This is a genomic window from Corallococcus sp. AB049A, assembly GCF_003668885.1.
Classification (GTDB): Bacteria; Myxococcota; Myxococcia; order Myxococcales; family Myxococcaceae; genus Corallococcus; species Corallococcus interemptor.
Genome location: NZ_RAWL01001018.1, coordinates 1 through 469, shown reverse-complemented (window position 1 = coordinate 469; position 469 = coordinate 1). Strand labels below are relative to the sequence as shown.

The following is a 469-nucleotide window of genomic DNA, read 5'->3' as shown; positions in this document are numbered from 1 at the left end:
GATCAACCACGTGATCCAGTACTACAGTGCATAAGAACGTCGTGTTCCGCGGCTGCACGCGCCCAGCGATGTTCCTGGGTGTCCCCTACCTGCCATTTTTCATGGTGGCAGGTGGGTTGCTGCTGCTCAGCATGTACACGAACTTCTGATTCCTGCTCACCATTCCGGTGGCGGTCTTCATCATGCGGCAGATGGCCAAGCGTGACGAAATGATCTTCCGCCTGTTGGGCCTGCGCCTGATGTTCAAGCTGAAAGTCCGCAACGTGCAGGAACACGATGGCATGTGGGTATTCAACCCCAACCATTACCGCGACAAGCCGGCCCGAATGGATTGAGGTCCGGATCCGGCCTGGCGGGCGTCTGCGCCCGCCGGGTCTTTTGTAACTCCTTGGCACTACCTCTTTGGAAGCAGTCGTATGTTCAGCCCTGACACCTCCATCAGTGAGTTCATTCCGTTGTCGTCGCATGT

The 469-nt window shown here is 56.9% G+C and carries 1 pseudogene; it reads left to right on the top strand.

The features are described 5' to 3' along the window. Positions 1 to 26 precede the first annotated feature (26 nt). Positions 27 to 335 (top strand): annotated as a pseudogene (locus tag D7X55_RS46195) (type IV secretion system protein VirB3). Positions 336 to 469: the final 134 nt, after the last annotated feature.